The organism is Streptomyces sp. NPDC094143 (assembly GCF_040303825.1).
GTDB lineage: Bacteria > Actinomycetota > Actinomycetes > Streptomycetales > Streptomycetaceae > Streptomyces.
Genome location: NZ_JBEOTZ010000026.1, coordinates 24,692 through 42,166, shown reverse-complemented (window position 1 = coordinate 42,166; position 17,475 = coordinate 24,692). Strand labels below are relative to the sequence as shown.

The window sequence follows — 17,475 nt, the reverse complement described above, 5'->3', positions numbered from 1 at the left end:
CGATTCCCGCATCGGGGACCGGGCCAGGCAAGATGGGGGCGTGACCCTCATCGATCAGCTGCCGCCGACCGCCGACCCCGACGCCCTGTACGAAGCCTTCGAGGCGTGGGCCGGTGAGCGGGGGCTCACGCTCTACTCCCACCAGGAGGAGGCGCTGATCGAGGTGGTCTCCGGCGCGAACGTGATCGTGTCGACGCCCACCGGATCCGGCAAGAGCATGATCGCGGCGGGCGCCCACTTCGCGGCCCTGGCCCGGGACGAGGTCACCTTCTACACGGCTCCGATCAAGGCGCTGGTGTCGGAGAAGTTCTTCGAGCTGTGCAAGATCTTCGGCACGGAGAACGTCGGCATGCTCACCGGCGACGCGTCGGTCAACGCCGACGCCCCGGTCATCTGCTGCACCGCCGAGGTCCTCGCCTCGATCGCGCTGCGCGACGGCAAGGACGCGGACGTCGGCCAGGTCGTGATGGACGAGTTCCACTTCTACGCCGAGGGCGACCGGGGCTGGGCCTGGCAGATCCCCATCCTGGAGCTGCCGCAGGCACAGTTCGTGCTGATGTCGGCGACGCTCGGCGACGTCTCCTTCTTCGAGAAGGACCTCACCCGCCGCACCGGCCGCCCGACGGCGGTGGTCCGCTCGGCGACCCGCCCGGTCCCGCTGTCCTACGAGTACCGCTACACACCGCTCACGGAGACGCTGACCGACCTGCTCCAGGCCCGGCAGGCTCCCGTCTACATCGTGCACTTCACGCAGGCACAGGCGGTGGAGCGGGCACAGGCGCTGATGAGCATCAACATGTGCTCGAAGGAGGAGAAGGAGCAGATCGCCGACCTGATCGGCAACTTCCGCTTCACCACCAAGTTCGGCCGCAACCTCTCCCGCTACGTCCGGCACGGCATCGGCGTCCACCACGCGGGCATGCTGCCCAAGTACCGCCGCCTGGTGGAGAAGCTCGCGCAGGCCGGACTGCTGAAGGTCATCTGCGGCACCGACACCCTCGGCGTCGGCGTCAACGTGCCCATCCGCACCGTGCTGTTCACGGCCCTGACCAAGTACGACGGCACCCGCGTGCGCACCCTGCGGGCCCGGGAGTTCCACCAGATCGCGGGCCGGGCCGGCCGGGCCGGCTTCGACACGGAGGGCTTCGTCGTCGCGCAGGCCCCCGAGCACGTCGTCGAGAACGAGAAGGCCCTCGCCAAGGCCGGCGACGACCCCAAGAAGCGCCGCAAGGTCGTCCGCAAGAAGGCCCCGGAGGGGTTCGTCGCCTGGTCGGAGCAGACCTTCGAGAAGCTCATCGTCTCCGAACCGGAGCCGCTGGCCTCCCGGTTCCGGGTGACGCACACGATGCTGCTGTCGGTGATCGCCCGGCCCGGCAACGCCTTCGAGGCGATGCGCCGCCTGCTGGAGGACAACCACGAGCCGCGCAGGCAGCAACTGCGGCACATCCGCCGGGCCATCGCCATCTACCGCTCGCTGCTGGACGGCGGCATCGTCGAGAAGCTCGACGAGCCGGACCCGACCGGCCGGATCGTCCGGCTCACCGTCGACCTCCAGCAGGACTTCGCCCTCAACCAGCCGCTGTCCACGTTCGCCCTCGCCGCGTTCGAACTGCTCGACCCCGAGTCGCCGTCGTACGCGCTCGACATGGTGTCCGTCGTGGAGTCGACCCTGGACGACCCCCGGCAGATCCTCGCCGCCCAGCAGAACAAGGCGCGCGGCGAGGCCGTGGCCCAGATGAAGGCCGACGGCGTCGAGTACGAGGAGCGCATGGAGCGCCTCCAGGACATCACCTACCCCAAGCCCCTGGAGGAGCTGCTCTTCCACGCGTACAACACGTACCGCAAGAGCCACCCCTGGGTCGGCGACCATCCGCTGTCGCCGAAGTCGGTCATCCGCGACATGTACGAACGGGCGCTGTCCTTCACCGAGTTGGTGTCCCACTACGAGCTGGCCCGCACCGAGGGCATCGTGCTGCGCTACCTCGCCAGCGCCTACAAGGCCCTCGACCACACCGTCCCCGACGACCTGAAGTCCGAGGACCTGCAGGACCTGATCGAGTGGCTGGGCGAGATGGTGCGCCAGGTCGACTCCAGCCTGCTCGACGAGTGGGAGCAGCTGGCCAACCCGGAGGAGATGACAGCCGAGGAGGCCCAGGAGAAGGCCGACGAGGTCAAGCCGGTCACCGCCAACGCGCGCGCCTTCCGCGTCCTGGTCCGCAACGCCATGTTCCGCCGCGTCGAACTGGCCGCCCTGGACCAGGTCGAGGAACTGGGCGAGATGGACGCCGAGTCCGGCTGGGACGCCGACGCCTGGGGCGAGGCGATGGACAAGTACTGGGACGAGTACGACGACCTCGGCACCGGCCCCGACGCCCGCGGCCCCAAGCTGCTGCTCATCGAGGAGGAGCCGCGCAACGGGTTGTGGCGGGTCCGGCAGATCTTCCACGACCCGAACGGCGACCACGACTGGGGCATCAGCGCGGAGATCGACCTCGCCGCCTCGGACGCGGAGGGCCGCGCGGTCGTGCGCGTCACCGACGTCGGCCAGTTGTGACCGGCCGGGCAGCAGCGAGCACAGGAGAATCCATCCATGACGACGAACCCGGCCGAGAGGCTCGTCGACCTGCTCGACCTGGAGCAGATCGAGGTCGACATCTTCCGTGGCCGCAGCCCGCTGGAGTCCCTGCAGCGGGTCTTCGGCGGGCAGGTGGCGGGCCAGGCGCTGGTCGCCGCCGGCCGCACCACGGAGGGTGACCGGCCCGTGCACTCGCTGCACGCCTACTTCCTGCGCCCCGGCCGCCCGGGCGTGCCGATCGTCTACCAGGTGGAGCACGTGCGCGACGGGCGTTCCTTCACCACCCGGCGGGTCACGGCCGTGCAGCAGGGCCGCACGATCTTCAACCTCACCGCCTCCTTCCACAAGCCGGAGGACGGCGGCTTCGAGCACCAGCTGCCCCCGGCCCGCGAGGTTCCCGACCCCGAGTCCCTGCCCACGGTCACGGACGAGATCCGCCAGCACCTGGGCGCGCTGCCCGAGCAGCTGGAGCGGATGGCCCGCCGCCAGCCGTTCGACATCCGGTACGTGGACCGGCTGCGCTGGAGCGCCGAGGAGGTCCGCGACGCCGAGCCGCGCAGCGCCGTGTGGATGCGCGCCGTCGGGCCCCTCGGCGACGACCCGCTCGTGCACACCTGCGCCCTGACCTACGCCAGCGACATGACCCTGCTGGACGCCGTCCGCATCCCGGTCGAGCCGCTGTGGGGGCCGCGGGGCTTCGACATGGCGTCGCTGGACCACGCCATGTGGTTCCACCGCCCCTTCCGCGCGGACGACTGGCTGCTGTACGACCAGGAGTCCCCCATCGCGGTCGGCGGCCGCGGTCTGGCCCGCGGGCGTATCTACGACCGGGACGGCCGGCTGGTGGTCTCGGTCGTGCAGGAGGGGCTCTTCCGGAAGCTGGGCTGACCTGCGGCGTGCTCCGGCCGGACGGCTCCGATCGCGCCAGTGCCCCGATCCGGTGACCATGGCAGGAGGCGGCCCAGCCGGCGTCACACGTCCGCCGATCCGGGAGGTGTCCACGCTGCTCCCCGTGCTCCCCGTGCTGTTCGCGGTCTGCGCGGCCCTCAGCAACGCCGTCGCGACGGTGTTGCAGCGCAAGGCGGCGTTGTCCGTGCCGCGCTCCGAGGGCCTGCGGGCCGGGCTGATGCTCGATCTGCTGCGCCGGCCGGTCTGGCTGGCCGGCATCCTCGCGGTGATCGGCGCCGCCGTCTGCCAGGCGCTGGCGCTGGCGACCGGGCCACTGACGATCGTGCAGCCGGTGTTCGTGCTGGAGCTGCCGCTCACGTTGGTCGTCGCCTCCCTTCTGATGCACCGGCGGCTGCCGGGTTCTGGCTGGCTGGCTGTGACGGTGGTGGTGGCGGGGCTGGCGGTCGCGCTCGCCGCGGCCTCCCCGTCCGGCAACCGCACCCACGTGCAGCTGGACCGCTGGATCCCCGCGCTCGCCGTGTGCGCGGGTGCCGTCGCCGGTCTCGCCCTCGCGGCTCTGAAGCGCCCGGAGGGCCGTGCCCGGGCGGCTTGCCTCGGTGCGGCGACGGCGATCAGCTACGCGGTGACCGCTGCCCTGATGAAGGCGGCCACGCACATCCTCGACAAGCAGGGGCTGGCCGGCTTCCTCACCGCCTGGCAGACGTATGCCTTCGCCGTGACCGGGGTGTGCGCGCTGTTCCTGCTGGAGAACGCCATGCAGGCCGGTCCGCTGGTCGCCTCGCAGCCGGCGCTCACCCTCGGGGACGCGCTGGTGAGCCTCGCGCTCGGCATCCTGCTGTACGAGGAGACGGTCCGCTCCGGGTGGTGGCTGCTGCCCCAGCTGTTCGGTGTGGCACTGATCGCCGCGGGGGTCCTCGCCCTGGCGCGCATTCCGCTCACCCAGTCGCTGGTGGCACCGGACGAGGAACGCCGGACGGTGGACGCGCCCTGATCGGCGGACCGCCGGTCGGACGCCCCTCGGGTGACGACGCCCTTCGGGTGACAAGACCCTTCGGGTGACGGCGGTGCGGGTCAGTCGTCCGGCTGGCAGCGCGGGCACCACACCGTGCCGCGGCCCGCGATCCGGGAGCGGTGCAGGGCGGTGCCGCAGCGCGGACACCTCGGACCGCGGTCGTCGCGGCGGCCGGTGAGCCAGGAGTCGCGCGGCGGGACGCGGCCGGTGGGGACGGAGGCGCGCAGCGTCCGCCGCATCTCCCGGTACAGGCGCCGGCGGTCGGCCTCGGTGAGATCGTGCGCCGGGAGGTCGGGACGCAGCCGGGCGCGCCACAGGATCTCGTCGGCGAGCAGGTTGCCGAGGCCGGCGAGGACGGACTGGTCGGTGAGCGCCGTCTTGAGCCGGCCGCGGCGGTCCCCGGGCACACGGTCGAACTCCGCCCGGGCGTGGGCGAGCCGAAGTCCCTGGAGTTCGCGCTGGTCCCGGAAGCGCAGCGGCCGGCCGGCGCCCAGGGTGAACAGGACGCGGTCATGGGCTTCGACGGTGTCGTCGGCGCGGCCGCAGACGAGGCTGCCGGTCATGGCGAAGTGCAGGGCGAGGGTGGGGCCGCCGGTGGGGGCGAGCAGCCACTTGCCCTGCCGCCGGGGTGAGCCGAACCGCCGTCCCGCCAGCGCGTCGCGCAGCCCCGGCGCGTCGACGCCGTACAGGACACCCGGGTCCCGCACGTCGACGCGGCGGACGAGCCGGCCCGTCGCGCAGGACTCCAGCACCTGCCGGAATCCCTCGACCTATGGCAGCTCGGGCATGGCACGACGCCCTTCCTCCGGCCGGTGGCGCGCGCCGTCAGGGGCTCGTGCGCCCGCCGCGGCCCCGGGAGCGCATGATCAGGGCGGCGACGTAGTAGACACAGGGCGTCCCGCCCGGGTTCACGTAACCGTGTACCGCGTCCGCGGCGAAGTAGGCGGAATCGCCCGCGCCGAGTTCGGTGACCGTCTCGCCGACGGTCAGCCGCAGGACCCCTGACTCGACGAAGACGAACTCGTGGGAGCCGGGGGCGTACGCGGGGTACTCCCCGGCGTCGCAGTGCGGCGGCAGGACGGACCGGATCCACTCGAAGTTCACGCCGGGGACGACGGGGCTCAGGATCGTGCGCCGCCAGCCGCCGGGTTCCTCCACGACGTCCTGCTCGGCGGCGCGGCGCACCCGCACCGGCGCGAGTTCGGTCAGCAGATGCGCGGCGGTGACGCCGAGCCCCTCGGCGATACGGGACAGCACCACGACCGTGGGCGCCTTCCGGCCCCGTTCCACAGAGGAGAGCATGCTGACGCTCACGGCCGCGCGATCGGCGAGGTCCTGAAGGGTCATCGACTGGCTCAGGCGCAGTTCCTGGATCCGGCTGCCTAGTGTTGCGAGAGCGACCATCGTAGTACTATAGCGATGTGATTTTCTCTATAGAGAAACACAGGGAGGAGCCGCGGACCGATCCGGCGTTGCGCCGGGCCCTGGTCGCACTGTCGGTCACGGAGATCGTGAGCTGGGGGACGCTGTACTACGCGTTCCCGGTGAGCCTGACGAACATCACGGGCGACACCGGCTGGTCGGTGACGGCGACCATGTGCGCCTTCTCCGTCGGCCTGATCGCCAGTGCAGTGGCCGGCATCCCGGTGGGGCGCCTGCTCGACCGGTACGGTCCCCGCTGGGTGATGAGCGCGGGATCCGTGCTGGGCTGCCTCTCCCTGGTCGCGGTGGCGACCGCGCCGGGACTGGCCTGGTTCACAGCCGCCTGGGTCCTCGCCGGGACGGCTCAGGCGGCGGCGCTCTATCCCCCGGCCTTCGCCGCGCTCACCCGGTGGTACGGCCCGCGCCGGCTGCGCCCCCTGACCCTGCTGTCCCTGGCGGGTGGGCTGGCCAGTGTGGTCTTCGCACCGGTCACGGCGCTGCTGCTGGCCTATCTGGACTGGCGTGCCACGTTCCTGCTGCTCGGGGCGGTCCTGCTGGTCACCGCCACGCCGCTGCACCTGTTCTGCCTGCGGGCACCCTGGCCGGGCGCCGAGGGACCGCGGCCGGGCACGGCCTTCTCCGACGTCCGGCCCGTGGTGCTCAGCCGGGAGTTCGCCCTGCTGGCGGCGGCCCTCGCCCTGGCGGCGCTCAGCCTCTACGCGACGACGCTCAACCTGGTGCCGTTCCTGGCCGAGAGGGGCTTCGGCACCGATATCGCGGCCGGCGCGATCGCCCTGTGCGGCACGGGGCAGATCCTCGGCCGGCTCGGCTATCCGGCGCTGACCCGGAGGACCAGCACGCACCACCGGATGACCCTGCTGCTGACGGCCGGCGCGCTCGCGATCGCCTTCCTCGCGCTCGTGCCCGGCCCGGCGCCCCTGCTGTGCGTGGCGGCCATGGCGGCGGGGGCGGTCCGGGGCATGTTCACCCTACTGCAGGCCACGGCGGTCAGCGACCGATGGGGCGTCAGACGCTACGCGACGCTCAACGCGTTCGCCACGGCCCCCGCCGGTACGGCACTGGCCGTGGCACCGGCGGCGGGAGCCCTGCTCGCCGCCGGACTGAGCAGCTACCCCGGAGCGTTCCTGGTGCTGGCCGCACTGGTCGCGGCCGGTGCCGCCCTCGCGGCGATGTCACCTGCAGGGGACGGAGGACCATAGGAGACGGTATTCCTCGGCCCGTGCCCCCATTTGGAACCGGCTGCTGACGCCGAGTTTTCCCATCATGTCCGTAATGGCCCGCCGGAGCGTACGCGTGGACACGCCCAGGGCGCGCGCCATGGCCTCGTCCTTCATGCCGTTCGCGAGCATGCGCAGAATGATCAGCTCACGCTCGGAGAAATTCAGCGGAATGGAATCTTCTTCGATGATTCTTGAGGAAGTCTTTGCCAGCCAGCAGTAGTCGAATACCTGGTGCACGAATTGACACGTGCCCGCATTCGTGATCTCCAGACGCGGCATGCGGCCATCCCGGTCGGCCACATACACATAAGCGATGCGACTGTCGACGAGGAGCAGCCGGAACGGTAACAGGACAGTCACCCTGATTTCCGCTCCCGCCTCCTGAAGATCCTGGATATGTGATCGCCCACCCGGGACATTCACCATCGACTCGGCGCAGATGCAGCGGATTCCAACACCTCGGGCGGACGCTTCCCGGGCATACCGCAGCAGTGCGCTGAAACGGTCCTCCTCCAGATCCATCGGGTCGAGGCAGAGGAGGACCTCCGTGGCCGCCGGCGGCGGGGTGTCGCCGCCGAAGACGCACTCCACGACCCGGCATTCCGGCTCCTCCGAGGCGTCCACGGGCCGGGTCGCCGCGGAACGCAACAGGTCCGAAAGGGCGGACTCCAGCGCCTCAAGCAGCCGGCTCTGATCGTGTACGACTTTGCGGTTCGCGCTGATGATCTGGGAGATCACGGATTCCGCGTCGTCTCCGGACTCCGCGGCGGCGAGTACCGGCCGCAGGCCCTCACGAGAGAAAAATCGGGCGGGTGACCCATTTCTGTGTGCCGCTTGGGAAAACTCGTACGCCGCCACTTGCTCGAAAGACAATGCCGCCTCCCCTGAAAAATTATGTGCGGCACCCTTGACGCACCAGTTCACACGTAATCTGCCAGTGTAGCGAACTGACTCGCGCAAACAAGGCCGTCCTGCGGACGAAACGAGGGATGTCCGGAATTCGCCCTGCCAGTGCCGAGCTTTCTCAGGAAGACTTCATATGAACATGCCTGCGGCGTGGCGCACCGGCAGAAAAACTTAGCGGCTCTGCCGGGAATCCCTGGGAAGACTTCCCGCGGTATCGGGCGTTTCCCGTGGCATGGCCGGGGCCGCGCGGGGCAGTCGTGTCGCCGTCAGGGCTGTCACGGCACACAGCGTCGCGACGTACCAGGGGAACAGGCCGCCGTGCCCGACGGACTTGAGCCAGGTCCCCACATAGGGGGCGGTCCCGCCGAACAGCGCGACCGCCCCCGCGTACGGCAGTCCGATGCCCCGGCCGCGCAGGGCGGGCGGGAACAGTTCGGCGTTGACCGCCCCGGCGATCGAGGTGTAGGCGGTCAGCAGGAACATGCCGGCGCACTGCACCACGAGCACCGACCAGAACGACGGACCCAGCGCCGTCAGCAGAGGGACCGTCAGCACGGCGGAGGTGACGCCGAAGGCGATCATCATCGGTCTTCTGCCGATCCGGTCGCAGAGCATGCCGCCGAAAGGCTGGATCAGACCGAAGAAGATCAGGGAGACGGTGCCCGCGAGGACGGCGTCCTCCTTGTCGGCGCCCGCGTTGACCGTGGCGTAGGCGGGCAGGAACGTGGTCCAGGTGTAGAAGGCGACGGTGCCGCCGGTGGTCAGGCCGACCACCATGGCCACCTGCCGCGGGTGTTCGCGCAGCGCCGCGAACGCGCCCGGGCGCGCCCGGCCGTCGGCCCGGTCCGGATCGGGCCGGTACGTCTCCTGGGCCGAGTGGCGGATGAACAGCCCCACCAGGGACAGGACGGCGCCCCACACGAACGGCAGCCGCCAGCCCCACTGGTCCATGCCGTCGTCCGACACCTGGACGGCGGCCAGGGTGGAGAGCCCGGCCATGATGTGGCCCGCCGAGGAGGCGACGTACTGGAAACTGCCGAAGAACGCGCGGCGGCGGGGTCCGGCGGACTCGACGAGGAAGCTGACCGCCGCGCCGTACTCACCGCCGAGCGAGAAGCCCTGGATGAGCCGGGCCACCACCAGCAGGGCCGGGGCCAGCGGCCCCACCGTCGCATAGCTCGGGGTGAGCGCGATCAGCAGGCTGCCGAGGCCCATGAGCAGGATCGTCACCATGAGCGCGCTGCGGCGGCCGAAGCGGTCCGCCCAGACGCCCATCACGGTGGCCCCGACCGGGCGGGCGGCGAAGGCGATCGCGAAGACGGCGAAGGAGTTGAGCAGCGGCACCAGCGGATCGCCCGACGACTTGGGGAACATGTCGTCCGCGAAGTAGACGGCGAGGAAGGTGTACACGTACCAGTCGTGCGACTCGACGGTGTGTCCCACTCCCCCACTGAGCAGCTGGCGCCAGGGCCGCGCCGGTGGGGTCTCGGCGGCCGGATCGGTTTCTCTCACTGCCATGCACGGGCCTCCCCCGACAACACCGGCATCAGTTCGGACAGCAGTTCCTTGGTGTGCGAGAACAGGTAGAAGTGGTCGCCGGGCAGCTCCAGCAGCCGGAAGCCGCCGCTGGTGGCCTCGGACCAGGACGTCATCAGGGCGCGCGGGCTGGCCCGGTCGTCCCGCCCGGCGACGGCGAGTACCGGTGCCCGCACCCGCGTGACCGGCACGGACGGATGGTTCTCCAGCAGCCGGCAGTCGTCGCGCAGCACGGGCAGCAGCAGATCCCGCAGCTCCGGGTCGGCGTAGGCGTCGGCGTGCGGCTGCATGCCCATGCTGCGGGTCCGGGCGAGCAGTTCCTCGTCGTCGAGCAGGTGCAGGCCCGCCGGGCCGACCTGCGACGGGCCCTCGCGTGCGGAGACCACCAGCAGCACGGGCCGGATGCCGTGGAGGTTCTCCAGCCGTGCCGTGACCTCGTGGGCGATGACCGCGCCCATGCTGTGGCCGAAGAGGGCCAGGGGGACCTCGCCGCCCAATCCCGCCGCGACGGCGTCGGCGATCTCGTCCGCGAGCTGCGCCAGGCTGAGGGCGAAGGGATGGACCAGCCGGTCCTCGCGGCCCGGGTAGCGCGGGGCCCACAGCTCGGTGCGCGCGGGCAGATCCTCGGCCCAGGGGCGGTAGACGCCGGGCCCCGCGCCGGCGTGGGGGAAGCAGAGCAGCCGGACGGCGGGATCGGGCACGGTGCGGTGGGCGCGCAGCCACTGGGCCGGATCGCTCACGTATCCCTCCCCGGTTCGGTGGACCGTGCCACGTCCAGGGCGAGATCCCGGACGAGCGAGACCGGTTCGTCGCTCTCGTGCAGGAAGAAGTGACCGCCCGTCAGGGCGCGGGCGGTGAACGCGCCGGTGGTGTGGCGCCGCCAGCCGTGCAGGTCGTCGACGGTGACATAGGGGTCGCCGGCGCCCACGAGGGCGTGGATCGCCGACGGCAGGGGCGCGGTCTCGCAGTAGCGGTACCCCTCGAAAGCGGCGAAGTCGGCGCGGAGCATCGGCAGCATCAGCTCGAACAGTTCGTCCTCGTCCAGGACGGCCAGCGGCACGCCGCCGACCTCGCGCAGCCGCTCCCTGAGGTCCTCGGCGCTGCCGTCGGAGTAGGGGCGCTCGGTGCGCATCCGATCGGGGGCCGGGTAGGAGGCGACGACGAGGCAGCCGGGGGCGGCGGCGCCGAGCCGGCGCAGGGCGCTCGCCGTCTCGAAGGCCACGAGGGCGCCCATGCAGTCGCCGAAGAGGAGGAAGGGGCGCGGCGGCAGCGTGGTGAGGGCGGCGGCGACCTCCTCAGCGATCCGGTGCAGGTCGCTCAGCGGCTCCTCGTGGAACCGGTCGAGCCTGCCCGGCAGTTGGACCGCGCACAGCTCGATCTCCTCGCCCAGCGGTTTGCGCCACTGGTCGAAGTCGCGCGCGCTGCCGCCCGCTCGGGACAGGCAGACCACGCGGGCCGCCGCGTGCGGGGCCGCGGCACTCTGGATCCAGTCGGTCACTTCTCGCCCTCCTCGGTGGCGCGGCGCAGGAACGCGCCCGCCGCCTCGACGGCCGCGCGTCCCTCGGGGAGCACCGGGTGGTACCAGTGCCAGACGTGAAACATCTCCGGCCACTCGTCGAAGGTGACGTCGACACCCGCCTTGACCGCCGCCTGCTCCAGGGCCCGGGCGTCGTCGTACAGCACCTCCTCGGAGCCGACGTGGATCAGCAGCGGCGGCAGGCCGGTGAGATCGCCGTGGGCGGGAGAGGCCAGGGGGTTCCTCGGGTCGGTACCGGCCAGGTAGCGGCCGGCCATGCGGAGCAGGTCCTCGGTGTCGAGGAGGATCTCCCGCTCCTTGCGGGTAGTGTGCGACGCGCCCTCACAGGTCAGGTCGGCCCACGGCGAGATGCACACCGCGGCGGCCGGCAGCGGGTCCCCGGCGTCGCGCAGCACCTGCAGCGCGGCGACGGCGAGGCCCGCGCCGGCCGAGTCGCCGGCGAAGGTGACCCGGCCGGGCGGGCAGCCCCGCTCCAGCAGCATCCGGTAGGCCGCCACCGCGTCCTCCACGGCCGCCGGGAAGGGCGACTCGGGCGGTCTGCGGTAGTGCAGGGCGAGCACCGCCGCACCGGCCACCGCACCCAGGGCGCTGGACAGATGGCGGTGCGACTGGGGCGAACCCAGCGCGTACGACCCGCCGTGCAGGTACAGCAGGGTCCTGCCGTCCTCCCGGGCGGGCCGCACCCACTCCGCCGTGCAGGCGCCGACGCCGACCGTCTCGCCAGGGGGCAGGCCCAGGTTGCCGAAGGCCTCCTGGGCACGGTCGTAGGCGATCCGCCGTGGCTCCACATCGCCGTTGCGGGTGTGCCAGTTGAGTTCGATCAGTTCCCGCACCAGCTCCAACTCCGACGATGCCATGCGCTCTCCGCTCAGATCTGGGTGACGGGCCGGACCGGGCGCGGCGGAGCCGGCAGCGGGAAGTCGCGCTGCCAGAACCCCACGTCGTGCCAGTCCCCGTGCTTGTAGCCGGCTGCCCGCAGCGTTCCGCACGCGGTGTATCCGAGCGCCTCGTGCAGGCGCACGCTCGGATCGTTGGGCAGTCCGATGACGGCGACCACGCTCCTGAAGCCCTGGGCCTCCATGGACTTCAGCAGGTGGGTGTAGAGGGTGGAGCCCAGCCCCAGCCGCTGGTGGCGGTGGGAGACGTACACGGTCGACTCGGCCGTCCAGTCGTAGGCGTTGCGCGCTTTCCAGGGACCCGCGTAGGCGATGCCGGCGACCACGCCGTCGACTTCGGCGACGAGCCAGGGATAGCGCTCCCGGAGGTGCTCCAGGTCCTGGATCCACTCCTGGGGAGTCTGCCGCTCGGTACGGAAGTTGACGGTGCTCGTCTCGATGTAGTGGTTGACGATGTCGCAGACGGCGGGCATGTCGGCGACGGTGGCGGGGCGGATGTCGACCGGGCGTCGTTCGGGGCTCACGTGTGGGCTTCCTTCGGCGTTTCTCGGTATCGGATGGGCGAGCACCTCTTTACTACGTCCGGTCCAGTTCTCGGAGCACCGATTCGGCCACCGCTTCCAGGGACGGCGTTTCGAAGATCACGGCGAGCCGCAGCGGCACACCGAAGTCCTTGCGGATGCGGGAGACCACGCGCAGCGCCGAGATCGAGGTGCCGCCGAGGGAGAAGAAGTCGTCGCCGGGCAGCACCGGACCGGCCCCGAGGACGTCGCCCCAGATCTCCCCCACCTGGGCGAGGACCCGGGCCCGCAGACCGTCCGCAGCCGCGGAGGCGGTGGCCGGCTCGGCGGCGGGCCGGCCGGTGGCGGTGCCACTGGCGCGGTCGGGCAGGGCCTTGCGGTCGATCTTGCCGTTCCGGGTGCGCGGCAGCCGGGGCACCAGCAGCACAGAGGACGGCACCAGATGGGCCGGCAGAGTCTCGGAGAGGGCACCGCGCACGGCGGCGTCGGTGAGGTCGGGGTCCTTGGCGACCACGTAGGCGGCGAGTTCGGTGGCGTGTTCTTCGGTCTCGTAGGGGACGACGGCGGCCTCGGCCACGCCCGTCACGGCGGACACGGCCGACTCCACTTCCACCGTCTCCACGCGGTAGCCGCGGACCTTGACCATGCCGTCCACCCGTCCGAGGTGGATCAGGCGGCCGGAGCCGTCGATGCGTCCGCGGTCGCCGGTGCGGAAGTCCCGCGCGGCCGGGCCGAGCGCCCCGGTCTGCGGCGCCGGCTCGGTGAGCGGCCTGGGGCCCTGGTCCGTCCACTGCGCCGGATGCAGGTGGGCGCTGCGGACCACGATCCGCCCTGCCTCGCCCGTAGCCGTGGGCCGGCCGGGGGCCGCCTCGACGTGCACCTCCACCCCGGGCACCGGCTCGCCGACGGGCACCGGGTCCGGCACCTCGGCGTCCGGGGGGATCAGGTGGAGCCGGGTCAGGCCGGTTTCCGTGGAGTTGAGCCCGACCGCGACGGTGGCGGCCGGAAACAGTCGCCGGGCGGCGAGGACGTCGCTGCGGTGGACGCTCTCGCCGCCGAGGTAGGCGAGGCGGACGCGCTCCGTCGTGCGCCCTTCGGAGACCGCGGCCGCCTGCCGCAGGAATGAGGGGAACGAGTAGTAGACGGTCGTCCCCGCGGCGTCCAGCCGCTCGATCAGGTCGTGCACCCCGTCCCGCTGGAAGGAGTACGGCACCAGTGCCGCGCCGTTGAGCAGGGCGGTGTACGGGTTGGACACGGCGGCCACGAAGCCGTCGGCGTTGATCAGCGTGACGCGGTCCTCGGGGCCGATGCCGAGCGCGGCGTGCCGGTCGACGTTCTGCCGCATGTCGGCGCGGTTCTGCAGGATGCCCTTGGGCAGACCGGTCGATCCGGAGGTGTACAGGGCGTACGCCCAGGCGTCCGGCTCAACGGCCGGGCCCGGGGTGGCGGGCGCGCCGGGCCGGACGTCGAGGTTGGCCACGCGGATCACGGCGGTTTGCCCGGGCGACTGCCCGGGGCCGTCGGTGACGACGACCGCGGCGCCGAGCCGGGTCAGCAGGTTCCGGTTGCGGGCGTCCGGGTGGTGGGGGTTGAGCGGGACGTAGAACTTGCCCGCCTTCAGCACCCCCAGGCACGCGGCCAGCATCCACGCCGGGTCGAGCACCATCAGGGGCACGGGCTCGGAGCCCTCGCCCCGGGCGTCGAGCAGCGCGCGGGTGACGGCGTCGGCCCGTGCGGCGAGTTCACGGTAGCCGACCGTCTCCTCGGGTGAGACGATCGCCGGGCGGTCGGGTCCGGCCTCGGCCTGCCGGGCGAAATCCGCGACGACGGGGCAGTCCCCCGGGGGCGGGCCGGTCCGCTCCGGTGCCGTGTCCGGTGTTGCGGCGGTCATGCTGTGCTGCCTCCTCGGGCCTCTTCCTGCACGTCAGCTCGTCTGCTCGTCGGTGGCGAAGACCTTCTCGACGACCGGTTCGAGCTCGCTCCACTCGATCGCCGAGACGCGCCCGGCGTCCCACTGCTCGTCCATCCAGGCGAGCAGTTCCACGACCCTCGGGTCGCCCTTCTCCAGCCGCAGTCCGAGCCGCTTGTTCAGCACGAAGACCAGCCCGGCCTGGCCGGAGTCCTTGGTGAGGGCGACGTCCAGCTCCCGGCCGGTGAGCAGGGGCGCGTTGAACGGCGCGTACATCCACCAGAACTTGTTGAGGCCGTCGGCGTGGATGCCGGCCCGGGTCACGTAGGCGTCGCGGCCGAAGAGCGGGTACTTCTGCGACGGGCCGGCGCCGATGCCGTCGTAGAGGTCGACGAGTTTGTTGACCGCGGTGAGGTCGATCCCGCCGTCGGGCCAGTAGCCCATGCCGAGCAGGTGCACCATGACGGCTTCCAGCGGGGCGTTGCCGGTGCGTTCGCCGGTGCCGAGCGTGGTGCCGCTGATCACCCCGCAGCCCTCGCGCACGGCGGCCAGGCAGTTGGCGACGACCAGCCAGGTGTCGTTGTGCGGGTGGAGCTCTATCTGGGAGGGCGTCAGGCCGAAGCCGCGCAGCAGGCGGATCCAGCGCGGGATGCTGCGGGGCAGGGCGACGTCGTCGTAGGGCAGGCCGATGCCGAGGGTGTCGCAGACCCGGAAGCGGGGCTGGAGTTCGGCCGGGTATACGGCGGAGATCCGCAGGACCTCCTCGACGAGGGCGCGGACGAAGTCCGGGTCGGAGCGGGTAGTGTCCTCCAGGTGGACGCGCGGCTTGATGCCGTGGTCCAGGGCCATGGAGACGGCGTCCAGGTACATCGACGCGGCCTCGGTGCGGCCGCCGGAGCCGAACTTGTGGAAGGTGTGGTAGTCGGAGGAGGAGCTGAGCAGGCCGGTCTCCTTGACGCCGATCCGCTTGATCAGCTCGACGTCCTCGCGGCGGGCGCGGATCCAGGTGGTCGGCTCGATCGGGGCGCCGTCGCGGTGCCGTTCCAGCGCGTAGATCAGGGCGTTGCGGTCGGAGTCGCGGTACGGGAAGAACTCGGCGTGGCGGATCGCGGTGGACTCGCCGGTGATCTCGCAGAGGATGTCGTAGATCGCGCGGCTGGTGGCCAGGGAGAGGGGCAGACCGCCCTGCTGGCCGTCGCGGTGGGTGGTCTCCGACAGCCACACCTCCTGCGGCAGGGTGAGCGGCCGCATGCCGTCGTCCCAGGTGTGGCGGGGGAAGGCGTCACGCGGGAAGACCTCGGGGAAGTACTCCGGTTCCTCGGGGTTGTGGATGGTCATCGAAACTCACTCCCTGCGGTGCGGTAACGGGCGGGTGCAAGGTCCAGGCCGGTGACGAACGCGCGGAACCGGCGTTCGGCGGCGGCGGTCTCCTCCGCGCCGCCGCGGGAGACGTTCGCCACCGTGAGCGGTTTGGCCAGTTCGAGGAAGCGGACGATCTCGGATCGGTCCATGCCCTTGCCGAGGAGGTAGGGGACGCCCCAGAAGTCGAGGCCGTTGACGGGCATCCAGGCCGCGTTGACCACCGAGTCGAAGATGTGGTCGGCGGCCTCGAGGGCCTCGCGGGAGTTCATCGTGCGGTGCGACCAGGTGTGGCCGTTGCCGGTGAGCTCGAACTGGGGCGCCCGTACGTGGATGGGCGTGGCGTGCATGTAGTACCAGTGGTTGACGGCGAAGGTGTCGGGGCCCGCGGAGTTGATGAAGTTGATGGTGTTCTCCACCGTCTGCGGGCTCTCGCCGGGGAACCCGACCACGAACGAGGCGTGGGTGAAGATGCCGCGGGCCTTCAGCTGTTCGATGCCGTAGTGGTAGTGCGCGGTGGTGGCGCGCTTGTCCATATTGAGCAGGACCTGGTCGTCGCCGGACTCGATGCCGAGCAGCACGCCGCGGCAGCCGGAGTCGTACATCAGGTCGTAGACGTCGGGTTCGCGGGCGTGGCCGCAGCGGAAGTACGAGAACCACTCGATGCCGAAGTCGCGGCGCACCAGCATGCGGCACAGGTCCTTGAAGCGGCGCATGGGAACGTTGAACGTGTCGTCGATGAACGCGACGCGTTTGACGCCCATCTCGGCGAGTTCCTCGAGTTCCCGCTCCACGGTGGCCAGGTCGGCGAGGGTGAGGGCGCCGGCCCGCTCGGGGTAGTCGCAGAAGGCGCAGCTGAAGGCGCAGCTGCGGGCGGTGCGGGTGGACAGGGTGGGGCCGAGGACGGCGGGGTCGAAGCGGTTCCACCGCACCGAGCAGGCGTTGAGGTCGTTGGCCTCAGGGCGTTTGCGGGTGAGTTGCCACGTGCCGGCCGCGGAGCGCACGAAGACGTTGGGCACCTCGGTGGGGGCGTCGCCGTTGACGATGGCCCCGACCACCCCGGCCAGGGCGGCCTCGCCCTGCGATTCCCAGACGTAGTAGTCGGCGCCGACCCGGTCGAAGAAGCGGTCGAGCTTCTCGCCGCGTCCGGCCCGGCACTGGTTGTCGACGAGCGGGCCGCCGACGATGATCGGCACGGCGGCGTTGTGGCGCCGGATGAAGCGGATGATCTCGATCACCGGCGCCGGCATCATGTAGAAGGTCGTGGTGATGGCGACCGAGGCCGGGTTGTCGGCGAGCAGTTTGACCAGTTGGTCCTGCTCGAAGGTGAAGCTGTTGACGAAGTCGGCCGGATGGCCTTGTTCCTGGAGGTAGTTGACGAGGTAGAGCGTGCCGAGGCTGGGCAGCTCGGAGACCGTGTAGGCGTGGCCCGTGCTCCGGTCTTGGTTACGCACCTCGCTCAGGGCGTCCATGTAGGAGTAATGGGCGCCGCCGAATGTGATCTTCGTGCGGAGCATGCTGCGGATGGGCGCGGGTAAATCGTCTCCCCCGTGCTCCAGCGCCAGTTGCAGCTCCTCGCCGGACATGTCCGTCTCGTGGTATCCCACCACGATGCAGTGCTTCACCGTCTCTCTCCTCTCGCGCGCCCGGGC

The 17,475-nt window shown here is 71.3% G+C and carries 14 protein-coding genes and 1 pseudogene; 4 read left to right on the top strand and 11 right to left on the bottom strand.

Going from position 1 to position 17,475, the window contains the following annotated elements:
- Positions 1-40 precede the first annotated feature (40 nt).
- From ABTZ58_RS28180 to ABTZ58_RS28170, 3 genes are all read left to right on the top strand, one after another.
- Positions 41-2,554 (top strand): DEAD/DEAH box helicase, encoded by a 2,514-nt coding sequence (locus tag ABTZ58_RS28180; RefSeq protein WP_351362412.1) that lies wholly within the window; start codon positions 41-43, stop codon positions 2,552-2,554.
- A 36-nt stretch (positions 2,555-2,590) separates the two neighbouring features.
- The gene (locus tag ABTZ58_RS28175; RefSeq protein WP_351362410.1) at positions 2,591-3,463 is read left to right on the top strand and encodes an acyl-CoA thioesterase; all 873 of its coding nucleotides are present in this window, start codon (positions 2,591-2,593) and stop codon (positions 3,461-3,463) included.
- Positions 3,464-3,569: 106 nt separating this feature from the next.
- Positions 3,570-4,475, top strand: a complete 906-nt coding sequence (locus tag ABTZ58_RS28170) for a DMT family transporter (RefSeq protein ID WP_502996142.1) — start codon at positions 3,570-3,572, stop codon at positions 4,473-4,475.
- 80 nt (positions 4,476-4,555) lie between these two features.
- Here the strand turns inward: ABTZ58_RS28170 and ABTZ58_RS28165 are convergent.
- Both ABTZ58_RS28165 and ABTZ58_RS28160 read right to left on the bottom strand, forming a co-directional pair.
- Positions 4,556-5,284: pseudogene (locus tag ABTZ58_RS28165) on the bottom strand (DNA-formamidopyrimidine glycosylase family protein).
- 37 nt (positions 5,285-5,321) lie between these two features.
- Complete coding sequence (locus ABTZ58_RS28160; RefSeq protein WP_351362407.1) at positions 5,322-5,900, bottom strand: helix-turn-helix domain-containing protein; 579 nt, start codon at positions 5,898-5,900, stop codon at positions 5,322-5,324.
- 17 nt (positions 5,901-5,917) lie between these two features.
- Between ABTZ58_RS28160 and ABTZ58_RS28155 the strand changes: the two genes are divergently transcribed.
- The gene (locus ABTZ58_RS28155; protein ID WP_351362404.1) at positions 5,918-7,138 is read left to right on the top strand and encodes an MFS transporter; all 1,221 of its coding nucleotides are present in this window, start codon (positions 5,918-5,920) and stop codon (positions 7,136-7,138) included.
- Here the strand turns inward: ABTZ58_RS28155 and ABTZ58_RS28150 are convergent.
- From ABTZ58_RS28150 to ABTZ58_RS28110, 9 genes are all read right to left on the bottom strand, one after another.
- On the bottom strand, positions 7,112-7,897 hold the full coding sequence (locus ABTZ58_RS28150; protein ID WP_351362401.1) for a helix-turn-helix transcriptional regulator: 786 nt from the start codon (positions 7,895-7,897) through the stop codon (positions 7,112-7,114). The two genes, ABTZ58_RS28155 and ABTZ58_RS28150, sit on opposite strands and share 27 nt — an antisense overlap.
- A 339-nt stretch (positions 7,898-8,236) precedes the next feature.
- Positions 8,237-9,583: an MFS transporter gene (locus ABTZ58_RS28145; RefSeq protein ID WP_351362398.1), complete on the bottom strand. Its 1,347-nt coding sequence runs from the start codon at positions 9,581-9,583 to the stop codon at positions 8,237-8,239.
- Entirely contained in the window at positions 9,574-10,341 is a 768-nt protein-coding gene (locus tag ABTZ58_RS28140; RefSeq protein WP_351362395.1) for a thioesterase II family protein, read from the bottom strand. Before ABTZ58_RS28140 ends, ABTZ58_RS28145 begins: the two co-directional genes overlap by 10 nt.
- The gene (locus ABTZ58_RS28135; RefSeq protein WP_351362392.1) at positions 10,338-11,099 is read right to left on the bottom strand and encodes a thioesterase II family protein; all 762 of its coding nucleotides are present in this window, start codon (positions 11,097-11,099) and stop codon (positions 10,338-10,340) included. The genes ABTZ58_RS28140 and ABTZ58_RS28135 overlap by 4 nt, the downstream gene beginning before the upstream one ends.
- A complete protein-coding gene (locus tag ABTZ58_RS28130) occupies positions 11,096-11,995 on the bottom strand; it encodes an alpha/beta hydrolase (RefSeq protein ID WP_351362389.1) in 900 nt (299 codons plus the stop codon). The genes ABTZ58_RS28135 and ABTZ58_RS28130 overlap by 4 nt, the downstream gene beginning before the upstream one ends.
- 11 nt (positions 11,996-12,006) lie before the next feature.
- Complete coding sequence (gene pat, locus ABTZ58_RS28125; protein WP_351362386.1) at positions 12,007-12,558, bottom strand: phosphinothricin N-acetyltransferase; 552 nt, start codon at positions 12,556-12,558, stop codon at positions 12,007-12,009.
- A gap of 52 nt (positions 12,559-12,610) precedes the next feature.
- Positions 12,611-14,446, bottom strand: a complete 1,836-nt coding sequence (locus ABTZ58_RS28120; RefSeq protein ID WP_351362383.1) for a non-ribosomal peptide synthetase — start codon at positions 14,444-14,446, stop codon at positions 12,611-12,613.
- Positions 14,447-14,479: 33 nt separating this feature from the next.
- Positions 14,480-15,802: a hydroxymethylglutaryl-CoA lyase-like TIM-barrel protein gene (locus ABTZ58_RS28115; RefSeq protein WP_351362380.1), complete on the bottom strand. Its 1,323-nt coding sequence runs from the start codon at positions 15,800-15,802 to the stop codon at positions 14,480-14,482.
- Positions 15,799-17,448, bottom strand: a complete 1,650-nt coding sequence (locus ABTZ58_RS28110) for a PhpK family radical SAM P-methyltransferase (RefSeq protein WP_351362377.1) — start codon at positions 17,446-17,448, stop codon at positions 15,799-15,801. Before ABTZ58_RS28110 ends, ABTZ58_RS28115 begins: the two co-directional genes overlap by 4 nt.
- Positions 17,449-17,475 lie beyond the last annotated feature (27 nt).

Excerpts from the sequence above, each read along its gene's own strand:
- ABTZ58_RS28115 (WP_351362380.1), bottom strand. The coding sequence starts at position 15,802 with ATGACCATCCACAACCCCGAGGAACCGGAGTACTTCCCCGAGGTCTTC.
- ABTZ58_RS28160 (WP_351362407.1), bottom strand. The coding sequence starts at position 5,900 with ATGGTCGCTCTCGCAACACTAGGCAGCCGGATCCAGGAACTGCGCCTG.
- ABTZ58_RS28120 (WP_351362383.1), bottom strand. The coding sequence starts at position 14,446 with ATGACCGCCGCAACACCGGACACGGCACCGGAGCGGACCGGCCCGCCC.
- ABTZ58_RS28145 (WP_351362398.1), bottom strand. The coding sequence starts at position 9,583 with ATGGCAGTGAGAGAAACCGATCCGGCCGCCGAGACCCCACCGGCGCGG.
- ABTZ58_RS28175 (WP_351362410.1), top strand. The coding sequence starts at position 2,591 with ATGACGACGAACCCGGCCGAGAGGCTCGTCGACCTGCTCGACCTGGAG.
- ABTZ58_RS28130 (WP_351362389.1), bottom strand. The coding sequence starts at position 11,995 with ATGGCATCGTCGGAGTTGGAGCTGGTGCGGGAACTGATCGAACTCAAC.